This is a genomic window from Cytobacillus sp. GQ23 (assembly GCF_059758675.1).
Genome location: NZ_JCAXER010000004.1, coordinates 51,765 through 64,815, shown reverse-complemented (window position 1 = coordinate 64,815; position 13,051 = coordinate 51,765). Strand labels below are relative to the sequence as shown.

The following is a 13,051-nucleotide window of genomic DNA, read 5'->3' as shown; positions in this document are numbered from 1 at the left end:
CATGGAATCTTTTATCTGTCAACGATTTTTTCTGCGCATTTTATTGCCTTCACCCATAAGGAGAAATAGATTAAGATATATGTATGCAGTCACCGGCCAGGGTTAAACTGCATACATAATAGACTTAAATAGGACAAAGTTGTGTTCCATTTCTTTGGCGGATGCTTGAGTCAGGCTGACGTGAAACTTATCCAGATACTTATATGCGATTTCTTTGGATTGGTCGCTCATAATGGAAAGAAAATAACTAGCTTCATTGTAATCTCTTTCATAAAGCACTTCAAAAAAATACAGAATATCTTCATAGTTTTCATTAATCGCAAGAATTTCCTTTTCTGTTTTTGCTTCCTCATTGATCTGCTGCATTTTCACTTTGTAAAAATGCTCCTGGATGGCAAAAAGAGAATAAGCCTCAATGATAGGTGCTCCGATTGATTTCATTACATTTACATCTTGATACATAATGACCCCTCTTTTTCTTTAAGTATTCCAAAACCCTATGATAATTAAATAAGCTCCTCTTTTCAATACGGGAAATTTTTACCAATCATACTTTTTTCCCGTTTTTGTAATAAAGGACATAATATTGTCACATTCTTGTAAAATAAAAACTCCCAAAAGAACTAGGTTGTTCTCATTATAACCGAACACTAGTTCTCATGGAAGTTTTATTTTTTATTTTTTATACGATCCCTTCACTCCGAAATGATACACTTCATGCCAGGGCAGCGTTCGCAAATCTCCCTTGACCATTGGCAGGCAGCGATCACAATACGTGCACACCTGCTTATGGCCCTTTTCCCACATCGGCGTCATTTCCTTATAATGAAACCATTTGCCACAGTAGGTGCACATGAGGTTCTCGCTCATGAGTAGTTATCCTTTAAGGCTTTCCGAATTAGATCCTGACACCGATCCAGGTCTGCCTTCACGAGCTTCTTATAGGCTTTTGCTGCTTCGTGATCCACAATCGTGTAAACGACCACTTCTTTTCTTTTGGCACCCTCTACCTTTTCCTTACTCTTCTTAATGATCTGCTCTTCATCCTCAAGCTCATGCAGTGCCCGGTACACTTCCGAATGCTCCGGCCGGAACCCATGAGGTTTAAATTCATCTCTTAAGTCCTGGTGGAGCTGCAGCCCATACCATTTTCCTTTCTTCTCGATGCTGGTGATGATATAGAGTTTTAAGAACGCACGCTGCTTGATCAAAAAGCCTGTACTATTTCTCGATTTTTTCTCGACTATCGTCGCCACCTCCCTTGGTGTGAGTATAACATACTGTGCTAATAACAAATACTCTTTACCCCTCTCCCCCACTCCATACATAGCGAACAAGTGTTAATTTTACTGCCTGCTTTTAGCGGTTTAAGGGGTTTTTGTTATTAGCACAATGTGAAATTAACTATAAAGTTACTATTCTATTGGGGTTTGGAGATAGCATAATATAATTAAAACTTATTAAAAGATTGAAGTGCTTAAAAGATTATAGTGCTTTGTCCGTCAAAATGACATCCCCCACCCCCGTCAAAATGACACTGGTATCGCCTGACAAAATGACACCTCTGACAAAATGACGCCCCCTATATCTAGGGGTGTCAAAATGACACCCGCTATATAGCCCTCCGTCAAAATGACACCCCTACATCTAGCCCCTGACAAAATGACACCCCCTATTTAACCCGGTGTCAAAATGGCACCCCATTGAATGGATGTCAAAATGACACCCGTACTTATCCACATATCTACAGATTTTTGAGGATAAATCTATCAAATAAAAAAACAGCCACTTAACGTGACTGCTTTCTCATTTACTTGTATTCAGGGAACTCCTGACCAGTAGTCATTACTTTGAATTTAATCTTATCCATGTATTTATCATGCTCTGCCTTAAGTCTGTCTGGTAGCTGCTCATATTGTTCTTTGGATAAGAATGGAGTTGTCGTTGAAAGCAGGTACAAATTATTCATTTGGTCATTTGTAATCGCATCTTTCACTTCTACTACCACAACAAAATTCAATTCCACTAGTTTCTTTATGTTCCTTTGGATGGTCCGTTCAGAACACCCAGTCAACATGGCGAGATACTTTACTGATGGAAAGGAATGGTCCTTATCTCCAAACGCCATTTTCTCTAATTGAAAATAGATGGCAAATGCAGTAGGACCCATAAAGTGTGTCCAAAATGTTCCTACATAATTTCCTATGCCTGTATATTCTCCTTTTAACCCTGGCACACTATTTGTAGGATTTAATGAAAGCGTATATAGCTCTTCTCTATCTATTTTTCTTTTGCTTCCATTAGGTAGCTGCACTTCAAATACGAACCTCGGATCGTCAATATTGAATTTTGGTTTTTGCTTCATTACAACTAATATTCCCCTTCCTTTTGACAAGAGAAGGGACCCGGTATATAATAGAGATGTTATTTCTATTTACATCTTAATCTCCCTGGCTTAACATATCTCTTTAGGTATCTCTATTAGGCCGGGTTCCCATTGACAAGGTTGCCGCCTTGTCTTTTTTCTTGTCTATGTTTATTTAATTCTCAATGAACAAAAAAGCCGCACATTTTTATGTACGACCAAAAAACCCTCAAAAAGGTATAGACCTCCCCTGTCGGCAAGGCAGTCACCCTTGAGCATTTTCTGGACTTGCCCTTATAGTAGCATAAATTTGTCAGAGTGTGAAGAATTTTGTTAAATTGCTATTTTGAGATTGCTATGAGACAAGGAATCTGTTATTATCGACTTACAACCTAATATAATATTTTCTGGACAAAAAACCTCCCACTTTTACGTGAGAGGTTTTTTTCATTTCTCTTCTTCTGAATCTGCGAGGGTCTGCTCGTGCTGGTCGATTTCTCGTTCCATGGCTTCACTGATGATGAGGACGATCACCAGGAAGACGGCCCCGCCAACAAACATCTTGGCTGCTGTCGTGAATGCTCCAAAGGTGAAGATTTCAATTCCTGCGATTAAGATGAAGATCAGCACATTTAGCAGGATGGCATTCTGTGCTTGTACGATTAACTTCCTAAGCAATTCCATTTTTCTCTCTCCTTTTGATTTCAGATTCCGTTCTATTTATGACCGCTACTGCGGTCTCCAAAGCCCATTCAATGTTTTTGCATCCGCTCACCGGGAGCACATGACCATCCTTTATGATGGAGAATTCCATGGTGTCAGGGTCTACCTGGATCTGATACATTTAGAAACTCTCCTTTAAGATGATCTGCATGATTTCAGCTGCAGCTGCATCAAATAATCCGTTCTCATTTTTGACAACATAATCACAGCGGCTGCTTGCGGCATAGTCACGATCTGCACGGTCCAGGCGGGCACGGATGACTTCCTTGCTGGTGCCCCTTCGGATCATGCGAGCTTCCAGGTCTTCTCTTGGTGTATGAACAAAGATGGTGACAATTTCACTGGAGTGATAGCCTGGGATCTTGTCGAAGGCTTCTTTCAGTCTTTCGACACCTGGCCAGTCAATGACATATAACATCGGCTTCTCTTCAAGCTCCAGGATCTCACCCTGAGTGATGCCATAGAAAACCCCTGGCGTGTATTCTGTTTCAGCAATCCATAGGCCTTTCTCTTTCATTTGGTGGAATGTTTTCACGCTGATGAAGTGGCCATCTTCCCCGTCGATTTCCTCTTCACGGATGGGACGTGTCCGATAAGACACGACCTTTGGAATAGGAATGGCTTTTGTCAGTACACTCTTGCCTGCGCCTGAAGGACCTACGATGCAAAACACTTTTTTATGCAAGAGGGTTGTCGAAGTCAAAGTCATCTGGAAACTCCTCCTTTTTCTCTTCTTCCTTTTCATGGGCCTGATCCAGTTTCTTTTTAACCAGCTCCATGACTTCTTCTGGGTCATGCTTGGTTGGATCCAACACAACACTCAGGCCGTATATGCCTTCCTGATCCTGCCCGGTCTCCATAATCTGCTTCACAATCTTGTCCGTCACGTCCTCCAGGTCATCTCCATCGTTTATGTAGGTTGTCTCGTCTGTTTCCTTTAGCGTTTTCAATATAGACAGGTCAGGCTTCGCATACTCTGGATAATCAACGCTGCCATTGATTAGCTCATCAATAATCATGCGTGTCGTTTCAGCATTCTTGTTGAGTGTTTCAAGTGCCAGGCGTGTTGAATCGTTGATATCCTCTAATACTTCTAAATAACTGGCTAACATTTCCGAACGGTTCATTCGATCCCCATCTCCTCTTTCTTTTTGTCCAGCTGCTCCATGGCAATTTCTAAAATGGTTTGATGAATCCCTAACGTGGCGTTCATCATTTCCTGCACATTCAGGTTGTATTTAGCCGTGATTTCCTTGATGGCTTCATACATTTCCGTGCCTGCTTCTGCACTTCGCTCCAATTCCTCTTTCGAAATGGTTGCTTGAATGAGTCCTAGAAGCCCTTGCGTTTGGTTGAGATATTTTTCCATGCGTTTACTCTCTCCTCTTTGTCTTGTTCCTGTGCCACTTCAATGTCGCTTAAATCATTCAATATGAAATACGAAATCCACATGAAGGCGAATATCGGTGCTAAAAATTCATAGAAGGCATAGAACACTCCCACAAGGAACGCTAAGCGCACCTTGCGGAGAATCCATGCTAAGTCCAATTTCATCTCAAATTTCATCTCTTATCCCTCTTTACACGTAGTGAATGCTCTTCAGTTCTTCTTCGTTGTATTCAAACAGCATGAATCGCTTGTGAGCTCCTACAAAGCCATTGTCTTTGTGCCACTTGTCTGTTTTGTTTCTCGTGGCCAGTGTGCGCACCATCATGCCGAACCAGTCTTTTGCATCTTCCACATGAAGGTGTCCGATGTGGATCTCCCTCGTAAGAGCATTTGCCCACTCTTTGGGGAACTCGACCTGAAACAGGTTGTGAAGATTCCTGCGGGCTTTGTCTCCGTGTGTGATGCCGATGAAGACCTTGCCGAAGGTGTGAATCTTTCTTTCTTCAAAGCTGTCATCAAACTCCACTTGCGGGTAGCGTTCCATCAGCAGCTGCACAAATCCCCACGCCATCGACTCATCATGATTTCCTTTGGAGAATACAATCTTCACGTTGTTCGATTTCTCCAAGGCTTCTTCAATCAATGGATAGTAGAAGTTCTTGGCATCTCTCCAGGCTTTTGGTGTATCCACGGTTTCAATTTGTGTCCCGTTGGCTGTCTGCCCTCTGAAGTTATCGTTATGGAACATATCCTGTCCGATGATAAATAAGATCTCTTCCCAGTCCCTGGATTGGATGCGGTCCATCGTGTCATCCTGCGTTCGCTTGTAATACTCAGCATCCGATATGCCGAAGTGAGAATCGAAGAAAGGTATTTCAAGGAGCCACTTTTTGGATAGCTCTTTGTGTTCTCGTTTGATATAGACAGCCGCTACCTTCCGGATTTCTTCCAGGAGCTTGTCCATCGAGAACCCATTGGTTTTAGGTGCTGCCGTGATCTTGCTGGAGTATAGGGTGGAAACACCATCCTGTTTGGAATACACGTTCCAGATGTTACTCTTGCTGTTCTTCAGTTCCCACTCTTCCGGATCATAGCCATGAGCACGCAGTAGGAAGTTGGGATCCTTTTTCTCTTCTTCGGACATGCGAAGCAGCTTATCACTTTTATGTGTGCCGTCACCACAAATTTCAGTAGAGGTCTTGTAGTTCATGAGATCCTCATCCATCGCTTGGGCGACTGTCTTCTGCAGGGATGGCTTCTCTTCTTTCTGTGCATCCCGATAATGCAAGTTAAAAATGTGGCGAACCGAGTTGTCGGATACCTGAAGATTGTATTTCTTGTCCATGACTTCGGAAATATAAGCAAAGGTTTGCCCCTGATTGCGTAGATCAATAATCTCTTGCAGGGCCTTTTCATTCTTCTTCCAGTTGACGTAAGCCATCTTTCCACCTCTTTGTTGTTATAGGTGGGTGGGTTATTTTCCTTTTTTGCCTCCCCGTGGCTTACGGGGAAGCGGTATCCGAATGTCTTGAGTTGTCATCGCCATCTCTTTCACCTCTACTGCTTATTTGTTTAGCAGTTTCTCTAGTGCTGCCTTTGTTTTCTTGCCAATGATGCCGTCTGCTTCATCAGCGCCCAGGTACATTAATTGGAAACGCATGACAGCATTCTTTGTTTTCGGTCCATAATGACCATCGCAGCCGTGATTCTTCGCACCCTTTTCAGGATAGAAGTACACTTTGCAGAGAGCTTCCTGGTAAGCCAGGACATTCTTTCCGGAGTCGCCTGAACGAAGAACGACATTTGGAAGTGAAACTTTCTTAGCCGGAGCTTTGGCTGGTGCTTTAGCTGATTCTGATTTAGCAGCAGGCTTCTTGATGTTAATCTTCATGCCGACTTTCAATGCTGCAGGGTTCACAGTAGGATTCCAAGAGATTAAATCTTGAACTGTGAATGCGCCATTGCTTCGTTGAGCGATGCCCCAGAAGGTGTCGCCGGATTGGATAGTGTGCGTAGATCCATATACTGCCGGTGCAGCTGCAGATACAGTTTTGCCCAGGCAGTCGTTATATTCCGCAACAATATCTTTCAGCATTTGAGCATACGTTTTGCCCATGTACTTTAAGCCATTGCCAGGATCAATCTTTCTGCCTGGATCAAGAATCTCATGGCCAACAACGGCTTTAGCCGGATCAAGCTTGAATTTGTAGCAAGCATACGCCAGTACCCAGATATAACGCTTGTAAGCTTCTTCTGAGTTGATGCCTTTGCCCCAGCAAAGCTCTACGCCTCCTGCGATATCATTGGCATCGTCGCCATACATTCTGTTGTCAGTCGTTACGTTGTAGATAACATGCCAAGCCTTTTCCGGTGTTCCAGTTAAGAATGGAATGCATTCGATAATTTCTTTGTCATCAACAAAAATGTGAGCAGATGCACTCATATCATTGCGTGAACGCTCATAGTAACCTACATTTCCTGCAGCTGTGCTGCCAGGGTTTCCCGTGTCATGGGCAACATTGAAGCCCACTTCAGGCATCTTGATGCCAGATCGGCGCTTACTTCCAGAAGTCAGATACTGCTTCTTGATGTCATACTTCATTTTGAATCCCATTTGATTCACTCCTTTGGTGGTTGTCTTAGTAAGATCATGGACACGATCATGAGGATTGCAATTCCTCCTACGTCCATCAAAATAGTGCTCATACCGTACTGCTCCTTACTTAACCCCTGAACTTCCGTGACCATTGCTCCCACGTTCCAGCTCCACCAACTCGTCCACGATCTCTAAATCAACAAAATCATCTGACTCGCCTTTGACGGTAGGCAGAACAACCAGCTGTGCAATACGATCCTTGGGATCAATCCTGAAGGGCTCATGTCCAAGATTAAACACCGTGGCGGCTAACTCCCCTGTATAGCCGGTATCGATTGTTCCATAGCCTACCATCACGCCATAGTCACTTGTTAAACCGCTTCGTGGACGCAAGTCTCCTGTATGATGCAGAGGAATATTAATGCCAAATCCCAGAGGAATCTTCCTTCTTGAACCAGGTTCAATGATGACTGTCTCAGAAATTCGGGCACGGCAGTCCCATCCGGCATCACTTGGGTACTTCTTTGTTGGTGTAAAGATTTCATCGTCAGTATTCTCAAGCTTCACAAACAACTTTCCATGCTGCTGTAAGGCCTGATTCACTAAGGAGTAATAGTCAAGATATGCTTGTGTTAGCTCCATTTTTCTCTTCCTTTCTGCATTATGTAATGCATTACGTTTATTATAACATATGATTATTGAACTTTATCATTCTATTTAAATGTATTTAAGACTTCTTATTGGATTAAACCTAACTTTGGATATGATGTTCTCTTCCTGTGCCGATTGAAAAGGGTGGAAGCTTTCACTGACGGCACCTTCTAACATGAATGCTTCAAATCTTATATCAAGAGGTAATGTCGGCTTATTGAACATCATAAACACTTCATTGTCGTCCAAGAGTATTTCCATCTCTAATGCATAAGAAGGTGCGTGTTCAATGAATCCTACTTGACGTTCCTGTCTGTAGATGGGGTCTGCGGGATAGCTCGTACTTATCTCCCCATCTCGATAGAGGAATTCAATGGCCCTTGATCCATTGAAAGCGACACCCTTGGACCATCCTTGTTTTTCAGCAAGTTCCCTCTTCGACATGATTGCTGGCGGCTGCAGCAAGTCTATATATTTTTGTGCAAGTTCCATCAGTCAATGGGATCCCCTACAAATTCAAGAATATAGCTGTTTTCTTTTTCGACCGCTTTCTTGAACGTCAGCTCGTATGCTTCTACCCTGCCGCTTGCCTTTGTGATGACCGCCTTCGGATACTTCTTCTCCCACCCGTTTGCAAACAAATCCAATTCACCATAATGCTCTTTCTTGATGTAGATATTGATCATGAATTTATTCAGATAGATCTTGGATTTTTCAATCGTAATTCCTTCATTGGCGAAGTTCTGAATCTTGTTGTCTCTGTCTGCAATCCAAAAGCTGGCCATCATGGTCATCTTATCTAAATACTCGTTTGTTAGCTCCATCTCAGTTCCCCCGAACTATTTTTCTCTTACGACTGCATGCCCTGCTTCCACCATGAACTTATTCACATGGATGATAATATCATCCCGTTCAATCCAGATGTCCCCCAGCATGCGCCCAAAGTTATCATCATTTTTGTCTATATAGGTTTTCACCAGCACCCATTCGCCCAGGATCAGATCCTCGAGGAATGCTTTGGCTTCATAGCCTCTTGCCTTTTCTTCCAGGTCCTTCGTTCTGGTTTCAGGTGCATCTATTCCAATGAGACGAATTTGAATATCTTCATCAAAGTTCTTTCTGCCTTTGTCGAGTTTCCCCTCGATGGTGTCTCCGTCCAGGCAGCGGTCCACTCTGAACTTATAGTGATACAGGCTGTCGAATATGCTCACTCTTAATTACCTCTTCTGCGATGTATTGGCCGCCTTTAGTGATGGTGTCCATGCCTTTCTTGAACCCAAACTCAATGCGGACCATTTCTTTATGGGTCATGTTTTTCCCAAGTCCTTCTTGAACGATTTTCATGAACTCTTTCGCTTTTTGTTCCCGATAGGAAAGGTACTCCTCTTTTGTGACAGATTGCTGCTTGATATATGAGTTGGTAAGCTCCACGTTTTCTCTCTCCCTTATGCTGGTAAGTCTACTTCATAGATATCTTGAATGATATGGACCGTCTTGGCGGTCAGTTTGTCACGGCTCTTTTCCCCTTTAACCGTCACTTTATTGCCGAGCTTCAGTTCTTTCTCGTAACGCTCCATCAAATAACCCCACACGGTGATCTGTATCGGTTCTTCAGTGGTTTCAATCGTAAGCGTATAATGTACTTTACCTGTTCGGGCCTTCCAGTTTTCCACCGCTCGGATATAGCCGGTGACTTGAGTGGAGGCTCCCTCTTCTATCTTTGCCCATCTGGACCGGACGCTGATCGGTGTACCAAACACTTCCTGCTCATATGCAAGCAGCGTACCCTTAGTCGTGGTTTCAGGAATATGCTCATACTCCTCATTCCTGGACTTAAAGTAGTTGCGGAGTAGCAGGTTACGGTTGGTGCTTATGCTGTCAAAGCTTCCGGACTTGATCAGTGCTTCCACTTTCGTCTTATTGACCTTCGTGCCATTGGTCTTAGCGACCAGCTCTTCGACAGATGCATACGGACGGTTGTTGATGATCTCATTGACGGATTCACCGCTGACTTTGGCAATACTGGATAGTCCGTAGCGGATTTCTCCAATCAGCAAACCATCTTCTCCTTGAACCGGCTCCGGATAAGCAATTGGTGTCCATCCTGCCAATGATTTATTGACATCTGGATTCAAGATGGTCATGCCCATCTCTTCGCATTCTTTCATATAGTGAACGTTCTTTGGATTTCCGTTCTTGTCTTTCTTTCCTTCCGACATCGTAAGGAGTGCGGACATGAACTCGACAGGATAGTAGGCTTTCAACCAGGCTGTAATACAGCTCAAGAAGGCATAGGCTGCACTGTGGGCTTTGTTGAAGCAGTACTCCCCGAATTTGATCCATTGCTTTTGAATATTCAGAAGGGTATTTAAATCAAAGCCTCTGGCTAAAGCACCCTCAATTTCAGGGATGCCTGCCCATTTGATGCCATCCTTATTTGGCTTTGCTTCCGTATAATCTACCCAGATTGTAGGTTTACCTTTATCGTCAACGGGTATAGTCTCTTTAGAAGGGTACTGTCGGATCAGCTCCTCTTGACGTTGTTTGTACCCTTCTGACCCATAAATCATGAGCTCGATCCATCTTCCCATTAAATCTGCTTTCTTCTTAGCAACTCCCTTTCGGATCATGTCGGCTTGGCCAAGTGTCAGGCCGCCAAGTATCTGTGACGCTTTCATAATTTGTTCTTGATAAACCCAGACACCATAAGTCTCTTCCAGGACTGGTGATAATTCCAGAAAAGGATAGGTGACTTTTTCTTTGCCCCATTTACGGGCTACATATGAAGGAATCAGATCAAGAGGTCCAGGCCTTCCAAGGGCAACAATAACGCCGATGTCTGCAAAACTGTTCGGTTTCATGCCTTCAATAATCTTTTTGAACAGGTCTGATTCACACTGGAAAATGCCTGACAGGTTCAAGCTGTTATAGACTCGCTCATAGATGACAGGATCATTGATGTCAATGTCACGGTAGATGTTAATCTTGCCCCATAAGCCGGCATACTCAAGTGTCTTCTTGATTAGATCCAATGCATCGATCTTCAGGACGTCAAACTTCACCAGGAATTTTTCAATCCATTCCATATCGAACTGAGTCGTTTCAAGATCCGTGCTGTCCAAGCGGAGCGGTGTCACTTTTGTGAGCGGCTCTGGTGATAGGACGATTCCGCCTGCGTGTGTGCCCACCTGTGAGAGATGACCTTCCAGTGCAAGCATTGCTTCCCACCACTGCGGGTAAGCTTGTGCATACTGCTGGACCATAGGCTCTTCGGCAAAGGCTTCTGTTAGCTTGATGCCAGGTCTTGATGGAATCGCTTTTGCAAAAGCATCCTGCGTAGCATTATCGAACCCGAGTGTCTTTCCGACTCTTCGGCAGACGGCTCTTGCAGCAAGTGTTCCTTTTGTGCCAATCTGGGCGACTTTATCCGCTCCGTACTTGCGTTTTAGGTAATGCTGCACCCATAGGGCACCTGCGTTGCTGTAATCGACATCAAGGTCAGGGTAGCCGGCACGTTCTGGATTTAAGAAACGTTCGAATAGTAAGTCATTTTTAATTGGATCAAGCCAGGTAATCTTCAATGCATAACAGACCAATGAACCGGCACCAGAACCACGTCCAGGTCCAACAAGAAAGCCCGCCTCAACGGTTGCGTTGATTTTATCTTCCGTGATCAGGAAGTAGTCAGAGAATCCTTCTGAACAGATAACATCGAGTTCATACTGCAGTCGTTTCGAGTATGTATTGATGTCAATGTCATCGGTTAATGCAATTTCAAACAATCCAGCCCATGCCTTCTTCCGAAGGTATTCTTCCGGTGTTTCATCCCCTGTGACCGGGAACTTTGGAAACAATGGCTCACTTGGAAGAGATACATTTACCATTTCGGCAATCTTTAATGTGTTCTCCCAGGCTTCCGGGTCGTTGCATTTAGCGAGCATTTCTTCATCGGTCTTCATCCAGAACTCATGGGCATATTGCATGCGGTTTTCATCTGAGATGCACTTTCCGATAGAGGATGTCACCAGGATGTCGTGGATGTGGTTGTCTTCTTTATTAGCGTAATGCACATCAGTGGTGAGGATCTTCGGTGTATTGGTTTCGATGGCCAGCTGATCAATGATGCGATTTACATAGAGTTGCTCTGGGATTTCGGTTGCTTGTTTTTCCAAGTAGAAATGGGCGAAGGTGTCTTTGCATTCTTGGATATGAATTTTAGCTTCATCAATTCTTCCAGCCAGACACAGCTGACTAAAGTAACTTCCAAGGCAAGCACTAGTAGCAATGATGAAACGGCCAAGTCCGTTCTTTCTAATATAAGAAAGGTCGGTACGAGGATCAGAATAAAAACCATTAATATGACTATCTGAAACAATTTCATATAAATCCTCCAGTCCTTGGTTGTTCATGGCTAGAAGCACCATGTGGAAGTTGCCCTGGTCCAGGTAGTAAAAGATATCTTTCTTGAACTCAGCAATCTTCTCTTCGGTGGAGCTTGGTGTGTAGCCTGAACTGAACGTCACTTCAAAGGCCGTAAATAAGTCGAGCGCCTCCTCTTCCGGTTCGGGACTCGACATCAGGTAATCTTTTAAGATGACATGGGCTTCTTCTTCAAAGCAGCTGTAGTTCTTTTCCACTTTCCGAAGAAATTCACGGAGCACTTTCAAGCGGGGCTTTCCTTTGTTGTCGGTGATGCGATACTTGACGCAGAGATCTTTACGCTGCTTCTCCAAGTCATCGCCTTTGGTCAGCCGGTTTTGAGTGGTATAGACTTCACACCCAGGAATGGGCTTAATGCCTGCTTTCTTGCACTCCGTGATAAAATCCGGGATACCTCCGCATACACCATGGTCGGTGATGCCGAGGGCGGTGTATCCTAACGATTTCGCTTTCATAACGAGATCTTTGACTTTTGTCAGCCCATCCAGGGCACTTTCTTCGCTATGAACATGTAATTGGCATCCTCTGCACATTGATGTTTCCCCCTCGGTAGATGTGAACGTTTATTCTTGAACTGTGGTTTCCACTACGTCACCGGAAATCTTTTGAATGACATCCTGTGCGTTTTGTGAACGTTTGATACGGTCGATAATGGTGGCCGTCTGAACAGCAGATGCTGTGATGAAAATGCCGTCTGCACCCATTTGCGTGATAATGCTGCGGGTTTTCTTGCCTTGTGTCAGATCAAGAAAGGTCCCTCTGTCTTTTGCCTGAGAGATGACACGCTTGATTGGTGCTCCGTCAGGACGATTTACTGTCAGAATCTTATTGGCCTCTACGTAATTGGAAAAGCCGATGTCAACGAATTGAATGCTCATGTGTTAGTT

The 13,051-nt window shown here is 43.9% G+C and carries 18 protein-coding genes; all 18 read right to left on the bottom strand.

Annotated features, from left to right (window positions below; genetic code table 11):
• Positions 1 to 102 precede the first annotated feature (102 nt).
• On the bottom strand, positions 103 to 462 hold the full coding sequence (locus AC6CHU_RS04495) for a hypothetical protein (RefSeq protein ID WP_498120259.1): 360 nt from the start codon (positions 460 to 462) through the stop codon (positions 103 to 105).
• 404 nt (positions 463 to 866) lie between these two features.
• Positions 867 to 1,247, bottom strand: a complete 381-nt coding sequence (locus tag AC6CHU_RS04490; RefSeq protein ID WP_498120655.1) for a replication termination protein — start codon at positions 1,245 to 1,247, stop codon at positions 867 to 869.
• Positions 1,248 to 1,810: 563 nt separating this feature from the next.
• Positions 1,811 to 2,365 (bottom strand): helix-turn-helix domain-containing protein, encoded by a 555-nt coding sequence (locus tag AC6CHU_RS04485; protein WP_498120257.1) that lies wholly within the window; start codon positions 2,363 to 2,365, stop codon positions 1,811 to 1,813.
• 447 nt (positions 2,366 to 2,812) lie between these two features.
• Positions 2,813 to 3,049 (bottom strand): hypothetical protein, encoded by a 237-nt coding sequence (locus AC6CHU_RS04480; protein WP_498120254.1) that lies wholly within the window; start codon positions 3,047 to 3,049, stop codon positions 2,813 to 2,815.
• Positions 3,036 to 3,209, bottom strand: coding sequence for a hypothetical protein (locus tag AC6CHU_RS04475; RefSeq protein WP_498120252.1), 174 nt, complete (start codon positions 3,207 to 3,209; stop codon positions 3,036 to 3,038). Before AC6CHU_RS04475 ends, AC6CHU_RS04480 begins: the two co-directional genes overlap by 14 nt.
• Positions 3,210 to 3,797: a guanylate kinase gene (locus AC6CHU_RS04470; RefSeq protein WP_498120250.1), complete on the bottom strand. Its 588-nt coding sequence runs from the start codon at positions 3,795 to 3,797 to the stop codon at positions 3,210 to 3,212.
• Complete coding sequence (locus AC6CHU_RS04465; protein WP_498120248.1) at positions 3,766 to 4,215, bottom strand: hypothetical protein; 450 nt, start codon at positions 4,213 to 4,215, stop codon at positions 3,766 to 3,768. Before AC6CHU_RS04465 ends, AC6CHU_RS04470 begins: the two co-directional genes overlap by 32 nt.
• A complete protein-coding gene (locus AC6CHU_RS04460; protein ID WP_498120246.1) occupies positions 4,212 to 4,457 on the bottom strand; it encodes a hypothetical protein in 246 nt (81 codons plus the stop codon). Before AC6CHU_RS04460 ends, AC6CHU_RS04465 begins: the two co-directional genes overlap by 4 nt.
• The gene (locus AC6CHU_RS04455; RefSeq protein WP_498120244.1) at positions 4,421 to 4,654 is read right to left on the bottom strand and encodes a hypothetical protein; all 234 of its coding nucleotides are present in this window, start codon (positions 4,652 to 4,654) and stop codon (positions 4,421 to 4,423) included. Before AC6CHU_RS04455 ends, AC6CHU_RS04460 begins: the two co-directional genes overlap by 37 nt.
• 13 nt (positions 4,655 to 4,667) lie before the next feature.
• Positions 4,668 to 5,918 (bottom strand): hypothetical protein, encoded by a 1,251-nt coding sequence (locus AC6CHU_RS04450; protein ID WP_498120242.1) that lies wholly within the window; start codon positions 5,916 to 5,918, stop codon positions 4,668 to 4,670.
• Between the two features lie 123 nt (positions 5,919 to 6,041).
• Positions 6,042 to 7,091: an N-acetylmuramoyl-L-alanine amidase gene (locus AC6CHU_RS04445; protein WP_498120241.1), complete on the bottom strand. Its 1,050-nt coding sequence runs from the start codon at positions 7,089 to 7,091 to the stop codon at positions 6,042 to 6,044.
• A 105-nt stretch (positions 7,092 to 7,196) separates the two neighbouring features.
• Positions 7,197 to 7,715 carry a dUTP diphosphatase gene (dut, locus tag AC6CHU_RS04440; protein ID WP_498120239.1) on the bottom strand — a complete coding sequence of 173 codons (519 nt, stop codon included), beginning with the start codon at positions 7,713 to 7,715 and terminating at the stop codon, positions 7,197 to 7,199.
• 75 nt (positions 7,716 to 7,790) lie between these two features.
• The gene (locus tag AC6CHU_RS04435) at positions 7,791 to 8,216 is read right to left on the bottom strand and encodes a hypothetical protein (RefSeq protein ID WP_498120237.1); all 426 of its coding nucleotides are present in this window, start codon (positions 8,214 to 8,216) and stop codon (positions 7,791 to 7,793) included.
• Entirely contained in the window at positions 8,216 to 8,548 is a 333-nt protein-coding gene (locus AC6CHU_RS04430; RefSeq protein WP_498120235.1) for a hypothetical protein, read from the bottom strand. The genes AC6CHU_RS04435 and AC6CHU_RS04430 overlap by 1 nt, the downstream gene beginning before the upstream one ends.
• Before the next feature lie 15 nt (positions 8,549 to 8,563).
• On the bottom strand, positions 8,564 to 8,935 hold the full coding sequence (locus AC6CHU_RS04425; protein ID WP_498120233.1) for a thermonuclease family protein: 372 nt from the start codon (positions 8,933 to 8,935) through the stop codon (positions 8,564 to 8,566).
• Entirely contained in the window at positions 8,904 to 9,155 is a 252-nt protein-coding gene (locus AC6CHU_RS04420) for a hypothetical protein (RefSeq protein WP_498120231.1), read from the bottom strand. Before AC6CHU_RS04420 ends, AC6CHU_RS04425 begins: the two co-directional genes overlap by 32 nt.
• 14 nt (positions 9,156 to 9,169) lie before the next feature.
• Positions 9,170 to 12,697, bottom strand: coding sequence for a DNA polymerase III subunit alpha (gene dnaE, locus AC6CHU_RS04415; RefSeq protein ID WP_498120229.1), 3,528 nt, complete (start codon positions 12,695 to 12,697; stop codon positions 9,170 to 9,172).
• A gap of 30 nt (positions 12,698 to 12,727) precedes the next feature.
• A complete protein-coding gene (locus tag AC6CHU_RS04410; protein WP_498120227.1) occupies positions 12,728 to 13,042 on the bottom strand; it encodes an extracellular matrix/biofilm biosynthesis regulator RemA family protein in 315 nt (104 codons plus the stop codon).
• Positions 13,043 to 13,051 lie beyond the last annotated feature (9 nt).